Raw genomic sequence first — 23360 nt, 5'->3', positions numbered from 1 at the left:
CCCGCGTGGGGGCCGGCGGCGCCCCCCCGGGGGGCCCCCCGCCCCAGGGGGGTCCCCTGGGGCGCCCGGCGCGCGGGGCCCCCCCCCCCCGGCGGGGGGGGCCGGAAACCCTCAGGTTTCCGGCCACCCCGGCGGTACGTTTCTGCTGTGCCCCGAGCGTCCTCCCGGGCTCAGGCGTCCTCGTGGGAGGCCACGGCGCGGCGGGCGTCCGCGTCCAGGACACCCCAGCTGATCAGCTGCTCGGTGAGGACCGAGGGCGACTGGTCGTAGATGACGGCGAGTGTGCGCAGGTCGTCCTGGCGGATCGAGAGCACCTTGCCGTTGTAGTCGCCGCGCTGCGACTGGATCGTGGCCGCGTACCGCTGCAGCGGGCCCGCCTTCTCGGCCGGCACCGTGGCCAGCCGCTCCAGGTCGAGGACCAGCTTCGGCGGCGGCTCGGCGGCGCCGCCGGGGGTGGTGCCCGGCAGCAGCTCCTGCACGGGAACGCCGTAGAAGTCCGCCAGCTCGGCGAGGCGCTGCACGGTCACGGCACGGTCACCGCGCTCGTACGACCCGACCACGACCGCCTTCCAGCGGCCCTGGGACTTCTCCTCGACACCGTGGAGGGAAAGGCCCTGCTGGGTGCGGATGGCCCGGAGCTTGGCCCCGAGCTGTTTGGCGTATTCGCTGGACATATGGCTCCCCGGACAAGGTGTCGACGCGGCCGGCTGTGTTGTCAGCCGCGCGGCTGGTAACTCACTGTGAGGTTACGCAGCGTTACTCTTCTGCGTCAAGCCGAATGGTCCGCGCCGACGCTTCCGTGGTACCCGTCCTCCGCTGCTGCGAACGGGTGACGCGGACGCGGCGCGGGAGTGACGGGGGAGTGTCGGGGGCCCGATCGGGGCGGTCCCGTGGGCCTGGTAGCGTAGGTGGCGCAATTCCGACGTCCTTTAAGGTCCGTCCCGTGAGGCGGAGAAGGAGGTCCGTTTCGTATGGACAAGCAGCAGGACAGCAGGCAGCAGGACGCATCGTCCGACGCACGGCCCGTGCTGGAGGGGCCCGACATCGCACGGGTGCTCACCCGTATCGCCCACGAGATCGTCGAACGCGCCAAGGGCGCCGACGACGTGGTGCTCCTCGGCATCCCGACCCGGGGCGTCTTCCTCGCCCGGCGGCTCGCCGACAAGCTGGAGCAGATCACCGAGCGCAAGATGCCGGTCGGCTCGCTCGACATCACCATGTACCGCGACGACCTGCGCATGCAGCCCCCGCGCGCACTGGCCCGCACCGAGATCCCCGGTGACGGCATCGACGGCCGCCTGGTCGTCCTCGTCGACGACGTCCTCTTCTCCGGCCGCACCATCCGCGCCGCCCTGGACGCCCTGAACGACATCGGCCGCCCGCGCGCGGTGCAGCTCGCGGTCCTCGTCGACCGCGGCCACCGCGAACTGCCCATCCGCGCCGACTACGTCGGCAAGAACCTCCCCACGTCGCTGCGGGAGACGGTCAAGGTCCAGCTCGCCGAGGAGGACGGTCGCGACACCGTGCTGCTCGGTGCCAAGCCGGACACCCCGGGCGCCCACCCGTAGCACCCCGGCGTGCGCCCTCACCGGTGCCGTACGCCCGCTCGGTGTGCCCCCGCACGCACCCGGCCGCCCGAATTATCCCGCTCTTCCGCATGAATCGCCTTACGGAGCCTGACAGATGCAGCGTCATCTCATCTCGGCCGCCGACCTCACCCGCGACGACGCCGTCCTGATCCTCGACACCGCCGAGGAGATGGCCCGGGTCGCGGACCGGCCGATCAAGAAACTGCCCACCCTGCGCGGCCGGACCGTCGTCAACCTCTTCTTCGAGGACTCCACCCGGACCCGGATCTCCTTCGAGGCGGCCGAGAAGCGCCTGTCCGCGGACGTCATCAACTTCACCGCCAAGGGCTCCAGCGTCTCCAAGGGCGAGTCCCTCAAGGACACCGCGCAGACCCTGGAGGCCATGGGCGTCGACGCCGTCGTCATCCGGCACGGCGCCTCCGGCGCCCCGTACCGCCTGGCCACCTCCGGCTGGATCGACGCCCACGTCATCAACGCCGGCGACGGCACCCACCAGCACCCCACGCAGGCCCTGCTGGACGCCTTCACCATGCGCCGCCGCCTGGTCGGCCGCGACACCGGCCTCGGCAAGGACCTGGACGGCCGCCGCATCACCCTGGTCGGCGACGTCCTGCACAGCAGGGTGGCCCGCTCCAACGTCGACCTGCTGCACACCCTCGGCGCCGAGGTCACCCTCGTCGCCCCGCCGACCCTGCTGCCGGTCGGCGTCGAGACCTGGCCCTGCGAGGTCTCCTACGACCTCGACTCCACCCTGCCGAAGTCCGACGCGGTGATGATGCTGCGCGTGCAGCGCGAGCGCATGAACGCCGCGTTCTTCCCGACCGAGCGCGAGTACTCCCGCCGGTACGGCCTCGACGGCGACCGCATGGCGAAGATGCCCGAGCACGCCATCGTGATGCACCCCGGCCCGATGGTCCGCGGCATGGAGATCACCGCCGAGGTCGCCGACTCCGACCGCTGCACCGTCGTCGAGCAGGTCGCCAACGGCGTCTCCATCCGGATGGCCGTCCTGTACCTGCTGCTCGGCGGCGCCGAGTTCGGCGCGAAGCCCGAGCCCGCCGTCACCCACGCCCGCCCCACCGAGGAGAAGTAAGACGATGAGCAAGACCCTGATCCGCGGTGCGAAGGTCCTCGGCGGCGAGCCGCAGGACGTGCTGATCGACGGCGGCGTCGTCGCCGAGGTGGGCACGGGCCTGTCCGCCGAGGGCGCGGAGGTCGTCGAGGCCGCCGGCAAGGTGCTGCTGCCCGGCCTGGTCGACCTGCACACCCACCTGCGCGAGCCCGGCCGCGAGGACTCCGAGACCGTCCTCACCGGCACCCGCGCCGCGGCGAGCGGCGGCTACACCAACGTCTTCGCCATGGCCAACACCTTCCCCGTCGCCGACACCGCCGGCGTCGTCGAGCAGGTCTGGCGGCTCGGCCAGGAGTCCGGCTACTGCGACGTGCAGCCCATCGGCGCCGTCACCGTCGGCCTGGAGGGCGCCAAGCTCGCCGAGCTGGGCGCCATGCACGAGTCCGCCGCCGGCGTCACCGTCTTCTCCGACGACGGCAAGTGCGTCCACGACGCCGTGATCATGCGCCGAGCCCTCGAGTACGTGAAGGCCTTCGGCGGCGTCGTCGCCCAGCACGCGCAGGAGCCCCGGCTCACCGAGGGCGCCCAGATGAACGAGGGCGTCGTCTCCGCCGAGCTCGGCCTCGGCGGCTGGCCCGCGGTCGCCGAGGAGTCGGTCATCGCCCGGGACGTGCTGCTCGCCGAGCACGTCGGCTCCCGCGTCCACATCTGCCACCTGTCGACCGCCGGCAGCGTCGAGATCGTCCGCTGGGCCAAGTCCCGCGGCATCGACGTCACCGCCGAGGTCACCCCGCACCACCTGCTCCTCACCGACGAGCTGGTGCGGTCGTACAATCCGGTCTACAAGGTCAACCCGCCGCTGCGCACCGAGCGCGACGTCATGGCCCTGCGCGAGGCGCTCGCCGACGGCACCATCGACATCGTCGCCACCGACCACGCCCCGCACCCGCACGAGGACAAGGACTGCGAGTGGGCCGCCGCCGCCATGGGCATGGTCGGCCTGGAGACCGCGCTGTCGGTGGTCCAGGAGACCATGGTGGACACGGGCCTGCTCGACTGGGCCGGCGTCGCCGACCGGATGTCCTTCACGCCCGCGCGGATCGGACAGGCCGCCGGCCACGGACGACCCGTCTCGGCTGGTGAGCCCGCCAACCTCACCCTGGTCGACACGGCATACCGTGGCCGGGTGGACCCCGCGGGCTTCGCCTCGCGCAGCCGCAACACTCCGTACGAGGGGCGTGAGCTGCCGGGCCGTGTGACGCACACGTGGCTGCGGGGCAAGGCCACGCTCGTCGACGGGAAGCTCACGTGACACCTGTAATCCTGCTGGCCGCCGGTGAGGAATCGGCGGAAGTGACCGACTGGGCCGCCCGCGTCGGCTGGGTCGTCGGCCTCGGCCTGTTCGTCGCGCTCGTCTACTGGCTGATGCGCGAGGGCTGGAAGTGGCGCGGCACCCTCCAGGGCGACCTGCCCGAGCTGCCCACCGTGCCGGACGAGCCCGGTCCGGCGAGACTGACGATGAGCGGCCGCTACCACGGCTCCACCACCGCCGGTCAGTGGCTCGACCGCATCGTGGCGCACGGCCTGGGCACCCGGAGCCGGGCCGAGCTCACGCTGACGGACGCGGGACTGGACGTCGTACGCCCCGGTGCGGCCGACTTCTTCGTCCCCCTCGCCGCACTGCGCGAGGCGCGGCTCGACAAGGGCATCGCCGGCAAGGTGCTCACGGAGGGCGGTCTGCTGATCGTCACCTGGTCGCACGGCGGCAAACTGATCGACTCCGGTTTCCGCTCCGACCACGCGGCCGAGCACAACGAGTGGGTCGAAACCCTGAACGACATGATCAACAAGACGGAAACGGAAGGCGCACGATGACGACCTCCACCAGGGGAGTTGACAGGACTCCCGCCGTACTCGTCCTGGAGGACGGCCGGATCTTCCGCGGCCGCGCCTATGGGGCCGTGGGGGCGACCTTCGGCGAAGCCGTGTTCTCCACCGGCATGACCGGCTACCAGGAGACCCTCACCGACCCGTCGTACCACCGCCAGGTCGTCGTGATGACCGCCCCGCACGTCGGGAACACGGGCGTCAACGACGAGGACATGGAGTCCAAGAAGATCTGGGTCGCCGGGTACGTCGTCCGTGACCCCGCCCGCGTGCCCTCCAGCTGGCGCTCGCGGCGCACGCTGGACGAGGAGCTCGCCGCCCAGGGCGTCGTCGGCATCAGCGGCATCGACACCCGCGCCCTCACCCGCCACCTGCGCGAGCGCGGCGCCATGCGCGTCGGCATCTTCTCCGGCAACGCGCTGCCCGACGAGGGCACCATGCTCGCCGAGGTCCGCCAGGCCCCCGAGATGAGCGGCGCCGACCTGTCCGCCGAGGTCGCCACCACCGAGGCGTACGTCGTCCCGGCGATCGGTGACAAGAAGTTCACCGTCGCCGCCGTCGACCTCGGCATCAAGGGCATGACCCCGCACCGCATGGCCGAGCGCGGCATCGAGGTGCACGTGCTGCCCGCCACGGCCACCGTCGAGGACGTCTACGCCGTCAACCCGGACGGCGTGTTCTTCTCCAACGGCCCCGGCGACCCGTCGACCGCCGACCACCCGGTCTCGGTCATGCAGGGCGTCCTGGAGCGCGGCACCCCGCTGTTCGGCATCTGCTTCGGCAACCAGATCCTGGGCCGCGCCCTCGGCTTCGGCACCTTCAAGCTGAAGTACGGCCACCGCGGCATCAACCAGCCGGTGCAGGACCGGACGACCGGCAAGGTCGAGGTCACCGCGCACAACCACGGCTTCGCCGTCGACGCCCCGCTCGACAAGGTCTCCGACACCCCCTACGGCCGCGCCGAGGTCTCCCACGTCTGCCTGAACGACAACGTGGTGGAGGGCCTCCAGCTTCTCGACAAGCCGGCCTTCAGCGTCCAGTACCACCCCGAGGCGGCAGCCGGCCCGCACGACGCCGCGTACCTGTTCGACCGCTTCGTTTCCCTGATGGAGGGCCAGCGTGCCTAAGCGCACCGATATCCAGTCCGTCCTGGTCATCGGCTCCGGCCCGATCGTCATCGGCCAGGCCGCCGAGTTCGACTACTCCGGCACCCAGGCGTGCCGCGTGCTCAAGGCCGAGGGCCTGCGCGTCATCCTGGTGAACTCCAACCCGGCGACGATCATGACCGACCCGGAGATCGCCGACGCCACCTACGTCGAGCCGATCACCCCCGAGTTCGTCGAGAAGATCATCGCCAAGGAGCGGCCCGACGCGCTGCTGCCCACCCTGGGCGGCCAGACGGCCCTCAACACCGCGATCTCCATGCACGAGCAGGGTGTGCTGGAGAAGTACGGCGTCGAGCTGATCGGCGCCAACGTCGAGGCCATCAACAAGGGCGAGGACCGCGACCTGTTCAAGGAGGTCGTCGAGGAGGTCCGCAAGAAGATCGGCCACGGCGAGTCCGCCCGGTCCGTGATCTGCCACTCCATGGACGACGTCATCGCGGGCGTCGACACGCTCGGCGGCTACCCCGTCGTCGTCCGCCCCTCCTTCACCATGGGCGGTGCCGGCTCCGGCTTCGCCCACGACGAGGAGGAGCTGCGCCGCATCGCCGGCCAGGGCCTCACCCTCTCGCCGACCACCGAGGTGCTCCTGGAGGAGTCCATCCTCGGCTGGAAGGAGTACGAGCTGGAGCTGATGCGCGACAAGAACGACAACGTCGTGGTCGTCTGCTCCATCGAGAACTTCGACCCGATGGGCGTGCACACCGGTGACTCGATCACCGTGGCGCCCGCGATGACGCTCACCGACCGCGAGTACCAGATCCTGCGCGACGTCGGCATCGCGATCATCCGCGAGGTCGGCGTCGACACCGGCGGCTGCAACATCCAGTTCGCGGTGAACCCGGCCGACGGCCGTGTCATCGTCATCGAGATGAACCCGCGCGTCTCCCGCTCCTCGGCGCTCGCCTCCAAGGCGACCGGCTTCCCGATCGCCAAGATCGCCGCCAAGCTGGCCGTGGGCTACACCCTGGACGAGATCCCGAACGACATCACGCAGGAGACCCCGGCCTCCTTCGAGCCGACGCTCGACTACGTGGTCGTGAAGGCCCCGCGGTTCGCCTTCGAGAAGTTCCCGAGCGCCGACTCCACCCTCACGACCACCATGAAGTCGGTCGGCGAGGCCATGGCCATCGGCCGCAACTTCACCGAGGCCTTCCAGAAGGCGCTGCGCTCCCTGGAGAAGAAGGGCAGCCAGTTCACCTTCGTCGGCGAGCCCGGCGACAAGAAGGCGCTGCTCGAAGAGGCCGTCCGGCCCACCGACGGCCGGATCAACGCCGTCATGCAGGCCATCCGCGCCGGCGCCACGCCCGAGGAGGTCTTCGAGTACACGAAGATCGACCCCTGGTTCGTCGACCAGCTCTTCCTCATCAAGGAGCTCGCCGACGAGCTCGCCGAGGCGCCCGAGCTGACCCCCGGCCTGCTCGGCGAGGCCAAGCGGCACGGCTTCTCCGACCAGCAGATCGGCGAGATCCGCGGCCTGCGCGAGGACGTCGTCCGCGAGGTCCGGCACGCGCTCGGCATCCGCCCGGTCTACAAGACGGTCGACACCTGCGCCGCCGAGTTCGCCGCGAGGACGCCGTACTTCTACTCCTCCTACGACGAGGAGACCGAGGTCGCGCCGCGCGAGAAGCCCGCGGTGATCATCCTGGGCTCGGGCCCGAACCGCATCGGCCAGGGCATCGAGTTCGACTACTCCTGCGTCCACGCCTCCTTCGCGCTGAGCGACGCCGGGTACGAGACCGTGATGGTCAACTGCAACCCGGAGACCGTCTCCACCGACTACGACACCTCCGACCGGCTGTACTTCGAGCCGCTCACCCTGGAGGACGTCCTGGAGATCGTCCACGCGGAGGCCCAGGCCGGTCCGATCGCCGGCGTCGTCGTCCAGCTCGGCGGCCAGACCCCGCTGGGCCTCGCCCAGGCCCTCAAGGACAACGGCGTACCGGTCGTCGGCACCTCCCCGGAGGCCATCCACGCCGCCGAGGACCGCGGGGCCTTCGGCCGCGTGCTCGCCGAGGCGGGCCTGCCCGCCCCCAAGCACGGCACCGCCACCACCTTCGCCGGCGCCAAGGCCATCGCCGACGAGATCGGCTACCCGGTCCTCGTCCGCCCGTCCTACGTGCTCGGCGGACGCGGCATGGAGATCGTCTACGACGAGACCCGCCTCGAGGCGTACATCGCCGAGTCGACCGAGATCAGCCCGTCCCGCCCGGTCCTCGTGGACCGCTTCCTGGACGACGCGATCGAGATCGACGTCGACGCCCTGTACGACGGCGAGGAGCTCTACCTCGGCGGCGTCATGGAGCACATCGAGGAGGCCGGCATCCACTCCGGCGACTCGGCGTGCGCCCTGCCCCCGATCACGCTCGGCGGCTTCGACATCAAGCGGCTGCGCGCCTCCACCGAGGGCATCGCCAAGGGCGTCGGCGTGCGCGGCCTGATCAACATCCAGTTCGCGCTGGCCGGAGACATCCTCTACGTCCTGGAGGCCAACCCGCGCGCCTCGCGCACCGTCCCCTTCACCTCGAAGGCGACCGCGGTGCCGCTGGCCAAGGCCGCCGCCCGCATCTCGCTGGGCGCGACCATCGCCGAGCTGCGCGCCGAGGGCCTGCTGCCGGCGAACGGCGACGGCGGCGAGCTGCCGCTGGACGCGCCGATCTCGGTCAAGGAGGCCGTGATGCCGTGGTCCCGCTTCCGGGACATCCACGGCCGCGGCGTCGACACGGTGCTCGGCCCGGAGATGCGCTCCACCGGCGAGGTCATGGGCATCGACTCCGTCTTCGGCACGGCCTACGCCAAGTCGCAGGCCGGCGCGTACGGGCCGCTGCCGACCAAGGGACGGGCGTTCATCTCGGTCGCCAACCGTGACAAGCGCTCGATGATCTTCCCGGCGCGCGAGCTGGTCGCCCACGGCTTCGAGCTGATGGCCACCTCCGGCACCGCCGAGGTCCTGCGGCGCAACGGGATCAACGCCACGGTCGTCCGCAAGCAGTCCGAGGGCACGGGCCCGAACGGCGAGAAGACCATCGTCCAGCTCATCCACGACGGCGAGGTCGACCTCATCGTCAACACCCCGTACGGCACCGGCGGCCGCCTCGACGGCTACGACATCCGCACGGCGGCCGTGGCCCGCTCCGTGCCCTGCCTGACGACGGTCCAGGCGCTCGCCGCGGCGGTCCAGGGCATCGACGCCCTCAACCGCGGCGACGTGGGAGTCCGCTCACTCCAGGAACACGCGGAGTTCCTGACCGCGGCCCGCGACTAGGGGGTGTCGTTTGGATCAGGTCGGCTCCGGGCGACGGTGCTTGGTGGCCGACCTGAGCGGGGTCTGGTGCGTGCAGCTGCAAGGCGGAGGAGGGCGACAGGGCGGAGCCCTGGCAACCGACGACAACGCCGCAGATGTGCGTGCCGGGCCCCGCGATTCCGGCAAGATCCAAACGACGCCCCCTGAAGCCCCGAGGGGGACACCGGAAACGGTGTCCCCCTCTTCATGAGCCCCCTCATGAAGCCCCGACGAGGACACATGTACAGGATCTTCTTCAAGCTCTTCTTCGCCCGCCTGGACCCGGAGCAGGCCCATCACCTGGCCTTCCGCTGGATCCGCCTCGCCGCCCGCGTCCCCGTGCTGCGCACCTTCGTCGCCGCCGCGCTCGCGCCCCGCCACGAGGAGCTGCGCACCGAGGCCCTGGGCCTGCGGATGCACGGCCCCTTCGGGCTCGCCGCCGGCTTCGACAAGAACGCGGTCGCCATCGACGGCATGGCGATGCTCGGCTTCGACCACGTCGAGATCGGCACCGTGACGGGGGAGCCGCAGCCCGGCAACCCCAGGAAGCGGCTGTTCCGCCTCGTGGCGGACCGGGCGCTGATCAACCGCATGGGCTTCAACAACGACGGCTCGCGGGCCGTGGCGGCCCGTCTGGCCTCCCGCAACCCCGTCTTCCGGACCGTCGTCGGCGTCAACATCGGCAAGACGAAGGTCGTCCCGGAGGAGGAGGCCGTCGGCGACTACGTGAAGTCCGCCGAGCGGCTGGCGCCGTACGCCGACTACATGGTGGTGAACGTCTCCTCCCCGAACACGCCCGGCCTGCGCAACCTCCAGGCCACCGAGGCGCTGCGCCCGCTGCTGAGCGCCGTCCGCGAGGCCGCCGACCGTGCGGTGCCCGCGCGGCGCGTGCCCCTGCTGGTCAAGATCGCACCGGACCTGGCCGACGAGGACGTCGACGCGGTCGCCGACCTGGCCGTCGAACTCGGTCTGGACGGCATCATCGCCACCAACACCACCATCGCGCGCGAGGGGCTCGGCCTGCGGTCGACGCCCTCCCTGGTCAAGGAGACCGGCGGCCTCTCCGGCGCCCCCCTCAAGGCCCGCTCCCTGGAGGTGCTGCGCCGCCTGTACGCGCGCGTGGGCGACCGGATCACCCTGGTGGGTGTCGGCGGCATCGAGACCGCCGAGGACGCCTGGCAGCGCATCCTGGCCGGTGCCACGCTGGTCCAGGGCTACAGCGCGTTCATCTACGAGGGGCCCTTCTGGGGCCGCGCGATCCACAAGGGACTCGCCGCCCGCCTGCGGCAGAGCCCGTACGCCACCCTCGCCGACGCGGTCGGCGCCGATGTGAGGAAGTCCCGATGACCGGCACGACCGTACTCGAGCCCTTCGGCGCCCGGCTGCGCCGCGCGATGGACGAACGCGGCCCGCTGTGCGTCGGCATCGACCCGCACGCCTCCCTGCTCGCCGAGTGGGGCCTGAACGACGACGTGGCGGGCCTGGAGCGCTTCAGCCGCACCGTCGTCGAGGCGGTGGCCGGGAGGGCCGCCGTGCTCAAGCCGCAGAGCGCGTTCTTCGAGCGCTTCGGCTCGCGCGGCGTCGCCGTCCTGGAGAAGTCGGTCCAGGAGGCCCGGGCGGCCGGCGCGCTGGTCGTCATGGACGCCAAGCGCGGCGACATCGGCTCGACCATGACCGCGTACGCCGAGTCCTTCCTGCACAAGGACGCCCCGCTGTTCTCGGACGCGCTGACGGTCTCCCCGTACCTCGGCTACGGCTCGCTGAAGCCCGCCGTCGACCTGGCGCGGGAGAACGGCGTGGGCCTGTTCGTGCTGGCGCTGACCTCCAACCCGGAGGGCGGCGAGGTCCAGCACGCGGTGCGCGCCGACGGACGGAACGTCGGAGCGACCGTGCTGGCGCACCTGGCGGCCGAGAACGCGGGGGAGCGGCCCCTCGGCTCCTTCGGCGCGGTCGTGGGCGCCACCCTGGGCGACCTCTCCTCGTACGACCTGGGCATCAACGGCCCGCTCCTGGCCCCCGGAATCGGCGCCCAGGGAGCCACCCCGGCGGACCTGCCGCGGGTCTTCGGTGCCGCGGTGCGCAACGTCGTTCCCAACGTCAGCCGGGGTGTTCTGCGTCACGGTCCCGATGTGGCCGCGTTGCGGACGGCCACCGACCGCTTCGCGGAGGAGATCAGCCACGCGGTCACCGCGGCCTGACCCTGGATACATCCTCAAATCCGAGGCAGTATGTCTTAAATGTCTGGCCTGACGGAGGCTGACCAGGACTTTTCCGCTGTTCTCGCTGACTCTGGCGGACTTGACCGCTAGTCTCCGTCGAGAGTCAACGGGCGAGCGTGTTGCTCGTGGCTCACCAGGTGTGGGGCGACTAGGTTCCTCACCGGTCCGTATCCGACAGTTCGACATCCGAGGTGACGTAGGCGTGGCTCTTCCGCCCCTTACCCCTGAACAGCGCGCAGCCGCGCTCGAAAAGGCCGCCGCGGCTCGCCGGGAGCGGGCCGAGGTCAAGAATCGACTCAAGCACTCCGGCGCCTCCCTCCACGAGGTCATCAAGCAGGGCCAGGAGAACGACGTCATCGGCAAGATGAAGGTCTCCGCCCTCCTCGAGTCCCTGCCGGGCGTGGGCAAGGTCCGCGCCAAGCAGATCATGGAGCGGCTCGGCATCTCCGAGAGCCGCCGCGTGCGGGGCCTCGGCTCCAACCAGATCGCATCCCTGGAGCGTGAGTTCGGCAGCACGGGCTCCTGAGTCCCGGGCACTGCACGATTGCTGGAATAATCGCTGCATGGCTGCAACACCCCGGGGGACGTCCCCCGTACCCCCGGACGCTCGTCCGCGGCTGACCGTGCTCTCCGGCCCCTCAGGGGTCGGCAAGAGCACGGTCGTCGCCCATATGCGCAAGGAACACCCCGAGGTCTGGCTCTCGGTGTCGGCGACGACCCGCAGGCCCCGGCCCGGCGAGCAGCACGGGGTCCACTACTTCTTCGTCACCGACGAGGAGATGGACAAGCTGATCGCCAACGGCGAGCTGCTGGAGTGGGCCGAGTTCGCGGGCAACCGCTACGGCACGCCCCGCACCGCCGTGCTGGAGCGCCTGGAGGCCGGTGAGCCGGTGCTGCTCGAGATCGACCTCCAGGGTGCGCGGCAGGTCCGCGAGTCCATGCCGGAGGCCCAGCTGGTGTTCCTGGCCCCGCCCTCCTGGGAGGAGCTGGTGCGCAGGCTCACCGGCCGGGGCACCGAACCGCCGGAGGTGATCGAGCGCCGCCTCGCCGCGGCCAAGGTCGAGCTGGCGGCCGAGAAGGAGTTCGACGAGACCCTGGTGAACACCTCCGTCGAGGACGTGGCGCGCGAGCTGCTAGCCTTGACGAACGTCGTGTGATCGCGACAGGGCCAGCGACCCCGGCCGATCAACCCGACTGAATCTTTCCCACCCATCGGAAGGTAGAGCGTGTCCTCTTCCATCTCCGCGCCCGAGGGCATCATCAACCCGCCGATCGACGAGCTCCTCGAGGCCACGGACTCGAAGTACAGCCTCGTGATCTACGCGGCCAAGCGGGCCCGCCAGATCAACGCGTACTACTCGCAGCTCGGCGAGGGTCTGCTCGAGTACGTCGGTCCTCTCGTCGACACGCACGTCCACGAGAAGCCGCTCTCGATCGCCCTGCGCGAGATCAACGCGGGTCTGCTGACGTCCGAGGCCATCGAGGGCCCGGCACAGTAGTACCGGCAGTAGTATTTTCAGCCTCAAGCTGAGTTTTCCACAGGCCCGGCAGTCCGTCTGCCGGGCCTGTGGTGTGTGATGGGGGCATACGCGTTCCGAGGTCCGGGAGAGATGGTGGACAAGCCCAAGGTCGTTCTGGGGGTCAGCGGCGGCATCGCCGCCTACAAGGCCTGTGAGCTGCTGCGCAGGTTCACGGAGTCGGGACACGACGTGCGCGTCGTCCCCACCGCGTCCGCGTTGCACTTCGTCGGCGCCGCCACCTGGTCCGCCCTGTCCGGCAACCCCGTGTCCACCGAGGTGTGGGACGACGTCCACCAGGTGCCGCACGTGCGCATCGGCCAGCACGCCGACCTCGTCGTCGTCGCCCCGGCCACCGCCGACATGCTCGCCAAGGCCGCCCACGGCCTCGCCGACGACCTCCTCACCAACACCCTGCTGACGGCCCGCTGCCCGGTCGTCTTCGCCCCCGCCATGCACACGGAGATGTGGGAGCACCCGGCCACCCAGGAGAACGTGGCGACGCTGCGCCGCCGCGGCGCCGTCGTCATCGAACCGGCCGTCGGCCGCCTCACCGGCGTCGACACCGGCAAGGGCCGGCTGCCCGACCCGGGCGAGATCTTCGAGGTCTGCCGGCGGGTGCTCGCCCGCGGCGTCCGGGAGCCGGACCTCGCCGGCCGGCACGTGGTCGTCAGCGCCGGCGGCACCCGCGAGCCCCTCGACCCCGTCCGCTTCCTCGGCAACCGCTCCTCCGGCAAGCAGGGCTACGCCCTCGCGCGCACCGCCGCCGCCCGGGGCGCCCGCGTCACGCTGGTCGCGGCGAACGCGGCGCTGCCGGACCCGGCCGGCGTGGACGTCGTCCCGGTGGGCACCGCCGTGGAGCTGCGCGAGGCCGTGCTCCGCGCGGCGGCCGACGCCGACGCCGTCGTCATGGCCGCCGCGGTCGCCGACTTCCGCCCGGCGGTCTACGCCGCCGGAAAGATCAAGAAGAAGGACGGCCAGGAGCCGGAACCGGTCACGCTGGTACGGAATCCGGACATCCTCGCGGAGATCTCCACCGACCGGGCCCGCCCCGGACAGGTGGTCGTCGGCTTCGCCGCCGAGACGGACGACGTCCTCGCCAACGGCCGGGCCAAGCTGAAGCGCAAGGGCTGCGACCTCCTCGTGGTCAACGAGGTCGGGGAGCGCAAGACCTTCGGCTCCGAGGAGAACGAGGCCGTGGTCCTGGGCGCCGACGGCAGCGAGACCCAGGTGGCGCACGGCCCGAAGGAGGCCCTGGCCGAAACGGTGTGGGACCTCGTGGCGGAACGGCTCACCTGAATGACCCATTCGTTCCCCAGTGCTCGTGGACCCCGCGCATTCGGGCGTGGCGAGCCTGGCCAAGCGCCCTTCGCATTGTGCAGAATGCCCGTGCCGCAGGTCACAGCCCTTCCGAGAGCTGAGACGGGTGAGTCCGCGGCCGAGTGCGACCGATAAACTGTTCTCGGACGTCGCCGGGTGCAGCTCCCCGTGCCGTCCACCAATGATCAGCCAGCAGCCGCTGCAACCCCAGGGAGCGTTGTGTCCCGTCGCCTGTTCACCTCGGAGTCCGTGACCGAGGGCCACCCCGACAAGATCGCTGACCAGATCAGCGACACCATTCTCGACGCGCTTCTGCGTGAGGACCCGACCTCCCGGGTCGCCGTCGAAACGCTGATCACCACCGGCCTGGTGCACGTGGCCGGAGAGGTCACGACCAAGGCCTACGCGGACATCGCCACGCTGGTGCGCGGCAAGATCCTGGAGATCGGCTACGACTCCTCCAAGAAGGGCTTCGACGGCGCCTCCTGCGGCGTGTCCGTGTCGATCGGCGCTCAGTCCCCGGACATCGCGCAGGGCGTCGACACCGCGTACGAGTCCCGGGTCGAAGGCGATGAGGACGAGCTGGACCGGCAGGGCGCGGGCGACCAGGGCCTGATGTTCGGGTACGCCTCGGACGAGACGCCGACGCTGATGCCGCTGCCCGTCTTCCTGGCGCACCGCCTGTCCAAGCGCCTGTCCGAGGTCCGCAAGAACGGCACGATCCCCTACCTGCGCCCCGACGGCAAGACGCAGGTCACCATCGAGTACGACGGCGACAAGGCCGTCCGCCTCGACACGGTCGTGGTCTCCTCGCAGCACGCGAGCGACATCGACCTGGAGTCGCTGCTCGCTCCCGACATCAAGGAGTTCGTGGTCGAGCCGGAGCTGAAGGCGCTGCTCGACGACGGCATCAAGCTCGACACGGAGAACTACCGGCTCCTGGTCAACCCGACCGGCCGTTTCGAGATCGGCGGCCCGATGGGCGACGCCGGCCTGACCGGCCGCAAGATCATCATCGACACCTACGGCGGCATGGCCCGTCACGGCGGCGGCGCCTTCTCGGGCAAGGACCCGTCCAAGGTCGACCGCTCCGCCGCCTACGCGATGCGCTGGGTCGCCAAGAACGTCGTCGCCGCGGGTCTCGCCTCCCGCTGCGAGGTCCAGGTGGCCTACGCGATCGGCAAGGCCGAGCCGGTCGGCCTGTTCGTGGAGACCTTCGGCACCGCCAAGGTCGACACGGAGAAGATCGAGAAGGCGATCGACGAGGTCTTCGACCTCCGCCCGGCCGCGATCATCCGCGACCTCGACCTGCTCCGCCCGATCTACGCCCAGACCGCGGCGTACGGTCACTTCGGCCGCGAGCTCCCCGACTTCACCTGGGAGCGCACCGACCGCGTCGACGCCCTGCGCAAGGCGGCGGGCCTGTAACAGCGGCCCGTACCGACTGACGGCACGTCGTGAGGCCCGGTGTCCCCAGTGGGGATGCCGGGCCTCGGCGCGTGCGAAGCCGGTGCGGGACGGGTGCGAACCGGGCACCGCCGGTTGTCAGTGGCCTTTGGTAAGAATGCAGGCGTGAGCAGCGAGAACGAACGGGCGGGCGGTGGCGCGGACGACGCGCCCCCCGAGCAGCTCGCGCTCATCCGGGAGAGCGTGCGCAAGGCGAAGGCCCCGCGGGCCAAGCCGCGGACCTGGCGCGGGGCCGCGCTCGCCAAGGAGCTGCCCGTCGCCCGGGTGCTGGTCGACAAGGGCGTGCTCCACCTCGACCGGTACTTCGACTACGCCGTCCCGGAGGAACTCGACGCCGAGGCCCGGCCGGGCGTGCGGGTGCGGGTCCGGTTCGGGGCCGGACGGCACCGGGTGCGGGACGGGCGCCGCGAGGGCGGCGGCCTCATCGACGGGTTCCTGGTGGAGCGGCTCGCGGAGTCCGACTACTCGGGGCCGCTGGCGGCGCTGGCCCAGGTGGTCTCGCCCGAGCCGGTGCTGGACGAGGAGCTGCTCGGTCTCGCCCGGGCCGTCGCCGACCGCTACGCCGGCAGCCTCGCCGACGTCCTCCAGCTCGCCGTCCCGCCGCGCAACGCACGCGCCGAGAAACGCCCCTCGCCCGAGCCGCTGCCCCCGCCGCCCGTGCCCGAGCCCGGGACCTGGACGCGGTACGAGCAGGGAGCCGCGTTCGTCGCGTCCCTCGCGTCGGGAGGCTCGCCGCGCGCCGTGTGGAACGCGCTGCCCGGCCCGGAGTGGAGCGAGGAGCTGGCGCGGGCCGTGGCGGCGACGCTGGCCTCCGGGCGCGGCGCGCTCGTCGTCCTCCCGGACGGACGGGCGGTCGCCCGCGCCGACGCCGCCCTGACCGCCCTGCTCGGCGCGGGCCGGCACGCGGTGCTCACCGCCGACGCCGGCCCCGAGAAGCGGTACGCGCAGTGGCTCGCGGTGCGCCGGGGGGCCGTACGGGCCGTGATCGGCACCAGGGCCGCCATGTTCGCGCCGGTGCGGGACCTCGGGCTGGTCGCCCTGTGGGACGACGGCGACGACAGCCACGCCGAGCAGCACGCCCCGCAGCCGCACGCCCGCGAGGTGCTGCTGCTGCGCGCGGCCCAGGACAGGTGCGCCTTCCTGCTGGGCGGCTGGAACTGCACCGTGGAGGCCGCCCAGCTCGTGGAGACCGGCTGGGCCCGGCCGCTGGTCGCCGCCCGGGAGCAGGTGCGGGCCGCCGCCCCGCTGGTACGGACCGTGGGCGACGGGGACCTGGCCCGCGACGAGGCCGCCCGGGCCGCTCGGCTGCCCACCCTGGCCTGGCAGGCGGTCAGGGACGGGCTGCGGCGGGGACCGGTGCTCGTGCAGGTGCCCCGGCGCGGATACGTGCCGCGGATGGCGTGTGCCGCCTGCCGGACGCCCGCGCGGTGCCGGCATTGCTCCGGGCCGCTGGAGGGGCAGGAATCAGGGGCGGCGCTGCGGTGCGGGTGGTGCGGTCGCGAGGAGGGCGCCTGGCACTGCCCGGAGTGCGGGGCCTTCCGGCTGCGCGCGCAGATCGTGGGGGCCCGTCGTACCGCCGAGGAGCTGGGGCGTGCCTTCCCCGCGGTGCCGGTGCGCACCTCGGGGCGCGAGCACGTGCTGGACACCGTGCCGCGGACCCCGGCGCTGGTGGTGAGCACCCCCGGCGCCGAACCCGTCGCGGAGGGCGGCTACGCGGCGGCGCTGCTGCTCGACGGCTGGGCCATGCTCGGGCGGCCCGACCTGCGCGCCGGTGAGGACGCGCTGCGGCGCTGGCTCGCGGCCGCCGCGCTGGTGCGCCCGCAGGCCGCCGGCGGGACCGTGGTGGTGGTCGCCGAGCCGACCCTGCGGCCGGTCCAGGCGCTGGTGCGCTGGGACCCCGTGGGCCATGCGGTGCGTGAGCTGGCCGAGCGTGCCGAACTGAACTTTCCGCCGGTGTCGCGGATGGCGTCCGTGGCGGGGCCGGCGGAGGCGGTGGCCGGCTTCCTCGGCGCGGTGGAGCTGCCGCGCGAGGCGGAGATCCTGGGGCCGGTGCCGCTCCCCGTCACGCCGCCGGGCCGCCCGCGCCGGGTGGGCGGGCCGCCGCCGGGGGAGCAGTGGGAGCGCGCGCTGGTCCGGGTGCCGCCGGGGAGCGGGGCGGCGCTGGCCGGTGCGTTGAAGGCCGCGCAGGCGGCACGGACGGCTCGGGGCAGCGACGCGGGGGTGTGGGTGCGGATCGATCCGCCCGACATCGGCTGAGGACGCGGGCGTCCACCGAGGCCGTGCGGCCGAGGGCGATGTGCCGTCCGAGGCCGTTGGAGCGGCGGCCCCGGTGCGGGCCCGTCCTCCCGGAGGGTGCCGGGAGGACGGGGCGCGGGTCAGCCGTTGCGCGGCCCGGGGAAGGCCGTCGGCCTGACCTCCTCGCGCAGGGACGGGCTGCCCGCCGTCGGCTGGGTCGGCATGGAGCGGGCCGCGGGGACCGTCGGCACGGCCGGGAGGCCGGTGCCCACGGGGACCGGGCGGGTGCCCGTCGGTTCCTCCGCGTGCTCGGGGGCCTCGGTGACCGCCGCCTGGGCCGCGGCACGGCGCGAGCCGTAACGGCGGTGCACCGCCTGCTTGGTGACGCCGAGGGCGGAGCCGACCGCGTCCCACGAGAAGCCGAGCGAGCGGTCGAAGTCCACCGCGGCCGTGACCAGGGTCTCGACACTGTCCCGCAGTTCCTGGGCGAGACGGACCGTCGGTGCGGGAGCGCGTCCGTAGACGACGAAGCCCGTGGACGGGCCGGAACGACGCGGTCGGTAGACATTGCCCAACTGGGCGGTGAGGGTGCGCAGTGCGTCCACCTGCCGGCGGACCCGCTCGATGTCCCGCACCAGCAAGTGCAGGCTGGCCCGAGCCTGGGCGTCGTGGGTTGCGTGGTCGGCCATGAACAAGCCTCTCGAACCGGCGTTGAAAGGGATCGGGCCGTACGGACGGCCCGGCGTGTCAACTCTTCCTTGACCAACGTGCGGGTGGGCCGTTGGTCACGGGGCGGGGGCGTGGAGGTTTGCTCGTGCGCCCCCTCGGCCTCCGGCCTCGGCGGTCTCCCGCCCGCGCACCACCTGTTTCCCGTCGCACGAGAGGCTGAGCCCTCCCGTGCGGGCACCGCGCCGTCGGCGGATGTCCGTCGGTCGACGGCTCGTAGACTGGTGCGTCGCCCGCACCCGCCCCCGCCCGAGAGGCCCGTCCCACCCATGAAGCTGGTCTTCGCCGGTACCCCCGAGGTCGCCGTTCCCGCCCTGGACGCCCTGATCGCCTCCGGGCGTCACGAGGTGGCCGCCGTCGTCACGCGGCCCGACGCGCCGGCCGGGCGCGGGCGCCGGCTGGTCGCGTCCCCCGTGGCCGAGCGCGCGGAGGAGGCCGGGATCGAGGTGCTCAAGCCCGCGAAGCCCCGCGACCCGGAGTTCCTGGAGCGGCTGCGCGAGATCGCGCCCGACTGCTGCCCCGTCGTCGCCTACGGCGCCCTGCTGCCCCGTGTGGCCCTGGACGTGCCCGCCCAGGGCTGGGTCAACCTGCACTTCTCGCTGCTGCCCGCCTGGCGGGGTGCGGCGCCCGTGCAGCACGCCCTGATGGCGGGGGACGAGATCACCGGGGCGTCCACCTTCCTCATCGAGGAGGGCCTCGACTCCGGGCCCGTCTACGGGACGGTCACCGAGACCGTCCGCCCCACCGACACCAGCGGCGACCTGCTGACCCGGCTCGCCTTCGCCGGCGCCGGACTGCTCGCCGCCACCATGGACGGCATCGAGGACGGCAGCCTGAAGGCCGTGCCGCAGCCCGCAGAGGGCGTCACCCTCGCACCGAAGATCACTGTCGAGGACGCCCGGATCGACTGGGCCGCCCCGGCGCTGCGGGTCGACCGGGTGGTGCGCGGCTGCACCCCGGCGCCCGGCGCCTGGACCACGTTCCGCGGCGAGCGGCTCAAGCTGGTGCAGGCCGTGCCCGTGCCCGACCGGACCGACCTCGCCCCCGGACGGCTCGTGGCCGGCAAGAACAACGTGTACGTCGGCACCGGCTCCTGCGCCGTCGAGCTGCTGTGGGTGCAGGCCCAGGGCAAGAAGCCGATGCGGGCCGCGGACTGGGCGCGCGGGGTCCGGATCGGCGAGAGCGAGCTGCTCGGCGGCTGACCTGCGCCCGAGCACTACCGTTCACCGGCCCGGCGTACGCTGGTGAGCGCACTTCACCCCACACCCGGAGCACCTTTTTCGTGAGCGAGCAGCCTCGTCGTCCCCGCAAGCCGGGCAAGCCCTACCGCAGGCCCCAGAAGGACCCCGTCCGCATCCTCGCCTTCGAGGCGCTCAGGGCCGTGGACGAGCGGGACGCGTACGCCAACCTCGTCCTGCCGCCCCTGCTGCGCAGGGCGCGGGAGAACGACGAGAAGTTCGACGCCCGGGACGCCGCGCTGGCGACCGAGCTGGTGTACGGGACGCTGCGCCGGCAGGGGACGTACGACGCCGTCATCGCCGCCTGCGTCGACCGGCCGCTGCGGGAGGTCGACCCGCCGGTGCTGGACGTGCTCAGCCTGGGCGCGCATCAGCTGCTCGGCACCCGCATCCCGACCCACGCGGCCGTGTCCGCCTCCGTCGAACTGGCGCGTGTGGTGCTGGGCGACGGGCGGGCCAAGTTCGTCAACGCCGTGCTCCGCAAGGTGGCGCAGGACGATCTCGACGGCTGGCTCGAGCGGGTCGCGCCGCCCTGGGACGAGGACCCCGAGGACCACCTGGCCGTGGTGCACTCGCACCCGCGCTGGGTCGTCTCCGCGCTGTGGGACTCCCTCGGCGGCGGCCGGGCCGGCATCGAGGAGCTGCTGGCCGCGGACAACGAGCGGCCCGAGGTCACGCTGGTCGCCCGGCCCGGACGGGCGACGGCCGGCGAACTGCTCGAGGAGGAGGCGGCCGTGCCGGGGCGCTGGTCGCCCTACGCGGTGCGCCTGAGCGAGGGCGGCGAGCCCGGCGCCGTCGAGGCCGTGCGGGAGAACCGGGCGGGCGTGCAGGACGAGGGCAGCCAGCTCGTCGCGCTCGCCCTGGCCAACGCGCCCCTGGACGGGCCCGACCGGCGCTGGCTGGACGGCTGCGCGGGGCCCGGCGGCAAGGCGGCGCTGCTGGGCGCCCTGGCGGCGGAGCGGGGCGCTTTCCTGCTCGCCTCCGAGAAGCAGCCGCACCGGGCGGGGCTGGTGGCCAAGGCGCTGGCCGGCAACCCGGGCCCGTACCAGGTGATCGCCGCGGACGGGACCCGCCCGCCGTGGCGGCCCGGGAGCTTCGACCGCGTGCTGGTCGACGTGCCGTGCACCGGCCTCGGCGCCCTGCGCCGCCGCCCCGAGGCGCGCTGGCGGCGCCGCCCCGAGGACCTGGACGGTTTCGCCCCGCTCCAGCGCGGGCTGCTGCGCAGCGCCCTGGAGGCCGTACGGGTCGGCGGCGTCGTCGCCTACGCGACCTGCTCGCCCCACCTCGCCGAGACCCGAGCGGTCGTCGCCGACGTGCTCAAACAGCACCCCGACACCGAGCTCATCGACGCCCGCCCCCTCCTCCCCGACGTCCCCCACCTCGGCGAGGGCCCGGACATCCAGCTCTGGCCCCACCTCCACGGCACGGACGCGATGTACCTGACCCTCCTCCGCCGCACCGCGTAGCGCGCCCCGAAGGGGCGCGGGGCTGTGACACGGTGCGGCTCCGCCGCGGGGCGCGACCGGCCCCCACCGGCCCGCGGTCGAAGAACAACCGCGACCGCCGGGGGGAACGCCGGTCACCGCGTCCCGACGTCAGACCGCCCCACCCAAAGGGGCGCGGGGAACTGCGCGACCAGCCCCCACCGGCCCGCGGTCGAAGAACAACCGCGACCGCCGGGGGGCGGGGAACGCCGGTCACCGCATCCCGCCGCAGGCCGCCCCGCCGAAGGGGCGCGACCACCCCCCACCGGCCCGCGGCCGAAGAACAACCCCGCACCCCCCACCCCCGGAGGGCATGGCAGGCTTGGGGCATGGCCGCGCAGATCAACCCCAGCATCCTGTCCGCCGACTTCGCCCGCCTCGCGGACGAGGCCAAGGCGGTCGAGGGAGCCGACTGGCTCCACGTCGACGTCATGGACAACCATTTCGTCCCCAACCTCACGCTCGGCGTGCCGGTCGTGGAGTCCCTGGCCCGCGCGACGGACACCCCGCTGGACTGCCACCTGATGATCGAGGCCCCCGACCGCTGGGCGCCCCAGTACGTGGAGGCCGGCGCCGGTTCCGTCACCTTCCACGTGGAGGCGGCCTCCGCACCGGTCCGGCTCGCCCGCGAGATCCGGGCCAAGGGCGCCCGCGCCTCCATGGCGCTGCGGCCCGCGACGCCGATCGAGCCGTACGAGGACCTGCTCCCCGAGCTCGACATGCTGCTGATCATGACGGTCGAACCGGGCTTCGGCGGACAGGCGTTCCTCGACATCATGCTGCCGAAGATCCGCCGCACCCGTGAGCTGATCAAGAAGCACGGGCTGGAGCTGTGGCTGCAGGTCGACGGCGGTGTCTCGGCGTCCACGATCGAGCAGTGCGCCGACGCGGGCGCCGACGTCTTCGTCGCGGGTTCCGCCGTGTACGGGGCGTCCGACCCGGCCGAGGCGGTGCGTGCGCTGCGAAACCAGGCCGACGCGGCGACCGCCAAGGCGTCCTGGGCGTGCGACCACTGAGGAACAGAACGTGAACGGCTCCCATCAGGGCTGATCGAGTGCGCCGGATCTGCAAGGATGAACGGCGAATCCAGAGTGTGAACAGCAGAAGAGGAGATCGCCGTGTCGGGTATGTCGGCGGGCCGTTCAGCCATGCGGATGGGACCCGCTGAGCTGGTCCAGGCGGCGGCCATGGCCCGCCGCTTCTACCTCGAGGGCAAGTCCAAGATCCAGATCGCGGAGGAGTTCGGCGTCAGCCGCTTCAAGGTGGCCAGGGTCCTCGAGACCGCCCTCGAGAGAGACCTTGTACGAATCGAGATCCGGGTGCCCGCCGAGCTGGACGCGGAGCGCTCGGACGCGCTGCGGGCCCGCTACGGGCTCCGGCACGCCGTCGTCGTGGAGTCCCCGGCCGACGCCGAGGAGACCCCCGACCCCGAGAACCTGGGCGAGGTGGCCGCCGACCTGCTCGGCGAGCTGGTCAACGAGGGCGACGTGCTCGGCCTGGCCTGGGGCCGCTCCACGATCCACATGGCGGCCGCGCTCGACCGGCTGCCGCCGTGCACGGTGGTGCAGCTGACGGGCGTGTACGACGCCGGAACCGCCGAGCGCGGCTCGGTCGAGGCCGTCCGCCGAGCCGCCCAGGTCTCGGGCGGCGACGCCCACCCCATCTACGCGCCGATGCTGCTGCCGGACGCCGCCACCGCGGCGGCGCTGCGCCACCAGACCGGCATCGCCCGGGCCTTCGAGTACTTCGACAAGGTCACGGTCGCCTGCGTCTCCATCGGCTCCTGGGAGCCCGGCATCTCCACGGTGCACGACATGCTCAGCGACGAGGAGCGCGCGCACTACGCCTCCCTCGGTGTCGCCGCCGAGATGTCCGCGCACCTCTTCGACGCCGAGGGACGCCGGGTGGGCCGGGACCTGGGGGAGCGGTGCATCACGGTCAAGGCCGACCAGCTCCGCCGTATCCCCGAGGTCGTGGCGATCGCGGGCGGGCAGCGCAAGGCGGCGGCCATCGACGCCGTGCTGCGGTCCGGGCTGGTCACCAGCCTGGTGACGGACACCTCGGCCGCGGACTACCTGATGACGGCGGGCACCACGCCGAAGCCGACGCTCAACCGCTCGGACCCCGACGGGGTCTGACGGTCAGTCAGAGAGAGGCAAG

General features: G+C 72.5%; 20 protein-coding genes. 18 read left to right on the top strand and 2 right to left on the bottom strand.

Annotated features, from left to right (window positions below; all coding sequences use genetic code 11):
• Positions 1-170: 170 nt before the first annotated feature.
• On the bottom strand, positions 171-674 hold the full coding sequence (gene bldD / locus ACGF3H_RS30480) for a transcriptional regulator BldD (RefSeq protein WP_006131213.1): 504 nt from the start codon (positions 672-674) through the stop codon (positions 171-173).
• A gap of 297 nt (positions 675-971) precedes the next feature.
• Between bldD and pyrR the strand changes: the two genes are divergently transcribed.
• The 14 genes from pyrR (at position 972) to ACGF3H_RS30410 (ending at position 17773) form a co-directional block, all read left to right on the top strand.
• Positions 972-1568 carry a bifunctional pyr operon transcriptional regulator/uracil phosphoribosyltransferase PyrR gene (gene pyrR, locus ACGF3H_RS30475; RefSeq protein WP_362496559.1) on the top strand — a complete coding sequence of 199 codons (597 nt, stop codon included), beginning with the start codon at positions 972-974 and terminating at the stop codon, positions 1566-1568.
• Positions 1569-1683: 115 nt separating this feature from the next.
• On the top strand, positions 1684-2682 hold the full coding sequence (locus ACGF3H_RS30470; protein ID WP_362496557.1) for an aspartate carbamoyltransferase catalytic subunit: 999 nt from the start codon (positions 1684-1686) through the stop codon (positions 2680-2682).
• 4 nt (positions 2683-2686) lie between these two features.
• Complete coding sequence (locus ACGF3H_RS30465) at positions 2687-3973, top strand: dihydroorotase (protein ID WP_362496554.1); 1287 nt, start codon at positions 2687-2689, stop codon at positions 3971-3973.
• A complete protein-coding gene (locus ACGF3H_RS30460; RefSeq protein WP_362496552.1) occupies positions 3970-4536 on the top strand; it encodes a hypothetical protein in 567 nt (188 codons plus the stop codon). Before ACGF3H_RS30465 ends, ACGF3H_RS30460 begins: the two co-directional genes overlap by 4 nt.
• A complete protein-coding gene (gene carA, locus ACGF3H_RS30455) occupies positions 4533-5675 on the top strand; it encodes a glutamine-hydrolyzing carbamoyl-phosphate synthase small subunit (RefSeq protein ID WP_362496550.1) in 1143 nt (380 codons plus the stop codon). The genes ACGF3H_RS30460 and carA overlap by 4 nt, the downstream gene beginning before the upstream one ends.
• On the top strand, positions 5668-8976 hold the full coding sequence (gene carB / locus ACGF3H_RS30450) for a carbamoyl-phosphate synthase large subunit (protein ID WP_362496546.1): 3309 nt from the start codon (positions 5668-5670) through the stop codon (positions 8974-8976). Before carA ends, carB begins: the two co-directional genes overlap by 8 nt.
• Positions 8977-9234: 258 nt before the next feature.
• On the top strand, positions 9235-10341 hold the full coding sequence (locus ACGF3H_RS30445; RefSeq protein WP_362496543.1) for a quinone-dependent dihydroorotate dehydrogenase: 1107 nt from the start codon (positions 9235-9237) through the stop codon (positions 10339-10341).
• Positions 10338-11192, top strand: a complete 855-nt coding sequence (gene pyrF, locus ACGF3H_RS30440) for an orotidine-5'-phosphate decarboxylase (RefSeq protein WP_362496540.1) — start codon at positions 10338-10340, stop codon at positions 11190-11192. The genes ACGF3H_RS30445 and pyrF overlap by 4 nt, the downstream gene beginning before the upstream one ends.
• A 223-nt stretch (positions 11193-11415) precedes the next feature.
• Entirely contained in the window at positions 11416-11739 is a 324-nt protein-coding gene (locus ACGF3H_RS30435) for an integration host factor (protein WP_003977346.1), read from the top strand.
• Positions 11740-11776: 37 nt separating this feature from the next.
• Positions 11777-12370 (top strand): guanylate kinase, encoded by a 594-nt coding sequence (gene gmk / locus ACGF3H_RS30430; protein ID WP_362496537.1) that lies wholly within the window; start codon positions 11777-11779, stop codon positions 12368-12370.
• A 69-nt stretch (positions 12371-12439) separates the two neighbouring features.
• Positions 12440-12712, top strand: a complete 273-nt coding sequence (rpoZ, locus tag ACGF3H_RS30425) for a DNA-directed RNA polymerase subunit omega (protein ID WP_003977348.1) — start codon at positions 12440-12442, stop codon at positions 12710-12712.
• Between the two features lie 114 nt (positions 12713-12826).
• A complete protein-coding gene (gene coaBC / locus ACGF3H_RS30420; protein WP_362496573.1) occupies positions 12827-14029 on the top strand; it encodes a bifunctional phosphopantothenoylcysteine decarboxylase/phosphopantothenate--cysteine ligase CoaBC in 1203 nt (400 codons plus the stop codon).
• Between the two features lie 240 nt (positions 14030-14269).
• Positions 14270-15478 (top strand): methionine adenosyltransferase, encoded by a 1209-nt coding sequence (gene metK / locus ACGF3H_RS30415; protein WP_189230651.1) that lies wholly within the window; start codon positions 14270-14272, stop codon positions 15476-15478.
• Positions 15479-15622: 144 nt separating this feature from the next.
• Complete coding sequence (locus tag ACGF3H_RS30410) at positions 15623-17773, top strand: primosomal protein N' (protein ID WP_362496533.1); 2151 nt, start codon at positions 15623-15625, stop codon at positions 17771-17773.
• A 119-nt stretch (positions 17774-17892) separates the two neighbouring features.
• Here ACGF3H_RS30410 and ACGF3H_RS30405 read toward each other — a convergent pair whose 3' ends face one another.
• Positions 17893-18441, bottom strand: coding sequence for a hypothetical protein (locus ACGF3H_RS30405; protein WP_362496531.1), 549 nt, complete (start codon positions 18439-18441; stop codon positions 17893-17895).
• A gap of 306 nt (positions 18442-18747) precedes the next feature.
• Between ACGF3H_RS30405 and fmt the strand changes: the two genes are divergently transcribed.
• From fmt to ACGF3H_RS30385, 4 genes are all read left to right on the top strand, one after another.
• The gene (gene fmt, locus ACGF3H_RS30400; protein WP_362496528.1) at positions 18748-19680 is read left to right on the top strand and encodes a methionyl-tRNA formyltransferase; all 933 of its coding nucleotides are present in this window, start codon (positions 18748-18750) and stop codon (positions 19678-19680) included.
• 80 nt (positions 19681-19760) lie between these two features.
• The gene (locus tag ACGF3H_RS30395; protein WP_362496525.1) at positions 19761-21182 is read left to right on the top strand and encodes a transcription antitermination factor NusB; all 1422 of its coding nucleotides are present in this window, start codon (positions 19761-19763) and stop codon (positions 21180-21182) included.
• A gap of 347 nt (positions 21183-21529) precedes the next feature.
• A complete protein-coding gene (rpe, locus tag ACGF3H_RS30390; protein WP_362496522.1) occupies positions 21530-22216 on the top strand; it encodes a ribulose-phosphate 3-epimerase in 687 nt (228 codons plus the stop codon).
• A gap of 132 nt (positions 22217-22348) precedes the next feature.
• On the top strand, positions 22349-23338 hold the full coding sequence (locus ACGF3H_RS30385) for a sugar-binding domain-containing protein (protein WP_362496570.1): 990 nt from the start codon (positions 22349-22351) through the stop codon (positions 23336-23338).
• Positions 23339-23360: the final 22 nt, after the last annotated feature.

This window comes from Streptomyces sp. NPDC048185 (genome assembly GCF_043202495.1).
In the GTDB taxonomy this organism is placed as follows: domain Bacteria; phylum Actinomycetota; class Actinomycetes; order Streptomycetales; family Streptomycetaceae; genus Streptomyces.
This window is presented reverse-complemented; position numbering and strand designations above follow the sequence as displayed.

Coding starts and splice junctions, on each gene's coding strand:
- bldD (WP_006131213.1), bottom strand. CDS start 674: ATGTCCAGCGAATACGCCAAACAGCTCGGGGCCAAGCTCCGGGCCATC.
- pyrR (WP_362496559.1), top strand. CDS start 972: ATGGACAAGCAGCAGGACAGCAGGCAGCAGGACGCATCGTCCGACGCA.
- ACGF3H_RS30470 (WP_362496557.1), top strand. CDS start 1,684: ATGCAGCGTCATCTCATCTCGGCCGCCGACCTCACCCGCGACGACGCC.
- ACGF3H_RS30465 (WP_362496554.1), top strand. CDS start 2,687: ATGAGCAAGACCCTGATCCGCGGTGCGAAGGTCCTCGGCGGCGAGCCG.
- carA (WP_362496550.1), top strand. CDS start 4,533: ATGACGACCTCCACCAGGGGAGTTGACAGGACTCCCGCCGTACTCGTC.
- ACGF3H_RS30445 (WP_362496543.1), top strand. CDS start 9,235: ATGTACAGGATCTTCTTCAAGCTCTTCTTCGCCCGCCTGGACCCGGAG.
- pyrF (WP_362496540.1), top strand. CDS start 10,338: ATGACCGGCACGACCGTACTCGAGCCCTTCGGCGCCCGGCTGCGCCGC.
- gmk (WP_362496537.1), top strand. CDS start 11,777: ATGGCTGCAACACCCCGGGGGACGTCCCCCGTACCCCCGGACGCTCGT.
- ACGF3H_RS30405 (WP_362496531.1), bottom strand. CDS start 18,441: ATGGCCGACCACGCAACCCACGACGCCCAGGCTCGGGCCAGCCTGCAC.
- fmt (WP_362496528.1), top strand. CDS start 18,748: ATGAAGCTGGTCTTCGCCGGTACCCCCGAGGTCGCCGTTCCCGCCCTG.
- rpe (WP_362496522.1), top strand. CDS start 21,530: ATGGCCGCGCAGATCAACCCCAGCATCCTGTCCGCCGACTTCGCCCGC.
- ACGF3H_RS30385 (WP_362496570.1), top strand. CDS start 22,349: ATGCGGATGGGACCCGCTGAGCTGGTCCAGGCGGCGGCCATGGCCCGC.